Raw genomic sequence first — 2,184 nt, 5'->3', positions numbered from 1 at the left:
CAAACAATCACAGTAACAGATACTACTGCACCAGATTTTACAGTACCAATAGATATTACAATTTATAAAGATGACAACTGTGCTTATGATGCTAGTGTAGGAATTACTGGAGATGTTATAGATGAATCAGATAACTGTGATACAACTTTAGAAGCCAGTTATAATGATGTAGAATCAGCGGGAAGCTGTGAAGGAGAAGTAATAGTTACTCGTACATGGAGTCTTATTGATAACTGTGGAAACACTACTGAAGAGGTTCAGACAATAATAGTTAAGGATAATACGGCACCAATTATTGATGAAACAAGCAAAAATAATATTGATATAGAATGTGGAGTAGGAGATACAGGAGTTACTTTACAAGATTGGTTAGATAATAATGCAGGAGCAACTGCAACTGATAATTGTAGTAATGTAACATGGACAAACAATTATGGAGATGATACTTCAGTAAAATGTGATGGAAGTTATATCATGGTAACATTTACAGCTACTGATGATTGTGGAAATTCAAGCACTACTACGGCAGGATACTTAATTAAAGATGAAACACCACCAGCAATAACTCAGCAACCATCAGACAAAGTTGTTGAATGTGATGGCTCAGGTAATACAACAGAATTAAATGATTGGTTAGCTAGTAATGGTGGAGCTGCAGCAGATGATGATTGTAGCGTAGTATCTTGGAGTAATAATTATACTGATTTAACGTATACATGTAGTTTTACAGGAGAAGTGGAAGTAATCTTTACAGCAAAAGATGCTTGTGGAAACACTGTAGACACAAATAGCGCTAAATTTATTATAAATGATACAGTAGCACCAGAGTTTGTAGAAGAGTTACCAGCAGCAGAAATTACAGTAAGTTGTGATAATATTCCAGTGATGGAGACTTTAACAGCAACAGATAACTGTGATGCTTCAGTAACCGTAATTCCAAGTGAAGTAACAAGTGGAGACGACGATGCTTGTGGATCTGAATACTTAATTACAAGAAAATGGACTGTATCAGATTGTTCAGGAAACACAACTACTCATATTCAAGTAATCACAGTAGAAGATACAGTAGCACCAGAGTTTGTAGAGGAGTTACCAGCAGCAGAAATCACAGTAAGTTGTGATAATATTCCAGTAATGGAAACCTTAACAGCAACAGACAATTGTGATCCGTCAGTAACCGTAATTCCAAGTGAAGTAACAAGTGGAGATGATGATGCTTGTGGATCTGAATACTTAATTACAAGAAAATGGACGGTATCAGATTGTTCAGGAAACACGACTACTCATATTCAAGTAATCACAGTAGAAGACACAGTAGCACCAGAGTTTGTAGAAGAGTTGCCAGTAGCAGAAATTACAGTAAGTTGTGACAATATCCCAGTGATGGAGACTTTAACAGCAACCGATAATTGTGATGCATCAGTAACCGTAATTCCAAGTGAAGTAACAAGTGGAGATGATGATGCTTGTGGATCTGAATACTTAATTACAAGAAAATGGACGGTATCAGATTGTTCAGGAAACACAACGACTCATATTCAAGTAATCACAGTAGAAGACACAGTAGCACCAGAGTTTGTAGAAGAGTTGCCAGCAGCAGAAATTACAGTAAGTTGTGATAATATTCCAGTAATGGAAACCTTAACAGCAACAGACAATTGTGATCCGTCAGTAACCGTAATTCCAAGTGAAGTAATTACTGGACAAGATGATGATTGTGCAACAGAATATACAATTACTAGAACATGGACAGTTCAAGATTGTGCAGGAAATGAAACTTCACATTCTCAAGTAGTAACAGTAGAAGATACGGTAGCTCCAGAGTTTGTAGAAGAATTACCTGCGGATGTAACGGTAAGTTGTGATGCCATTCCAGCAGCAGCGGTATTAACTGCGACAGATAATTGTAGTTCATCAGTTACAGTAAATTATTCAGAAGAGTTTGCAGGACAAGATGATGACTGTGTAACAGAATATACAATTACCAGAACATGGACAGTTCAAGATTGTGCAGGAAATGAAACTTCACACTCTCAAGTAGTAACAGTAGAAGATACGGTAGCTCCAGAGTTTGTCGAAGAATTACCTGCGGATGTAACGATAAGTTGTGATGCCATTCCAGAAGCTATGGTATTAACAGCGACAGATAATTGTAGTTCATCAGTTACAGTAAATTATTCAGAA

At 36.8% G+C, this 2,184-nt stretch carries 1 protein-coding gene; it reads left to right on the top strand.

The genetic code is table 11. The annotated features are described in order from the left end of the window. On the top strand, positions 1–2,184 hold a 2,184-nt coding region (locus tag OU788_RS12150; RefSeq protein WP_446751492.1), incomplete at both ends, for an HYR-like domain-containing protein.

The organism is Tenacibaculum sp. L6 (assembly GCF_028823685.1).
Lineage (GTDB): Bacteria > Bacteroidota > Bacteroidia > Flavobacteriales > Flavobacteriaceae > Polaribacter.
This window is presented reverse-complemented; position numbering and strand designations above follow the sequence as displayed.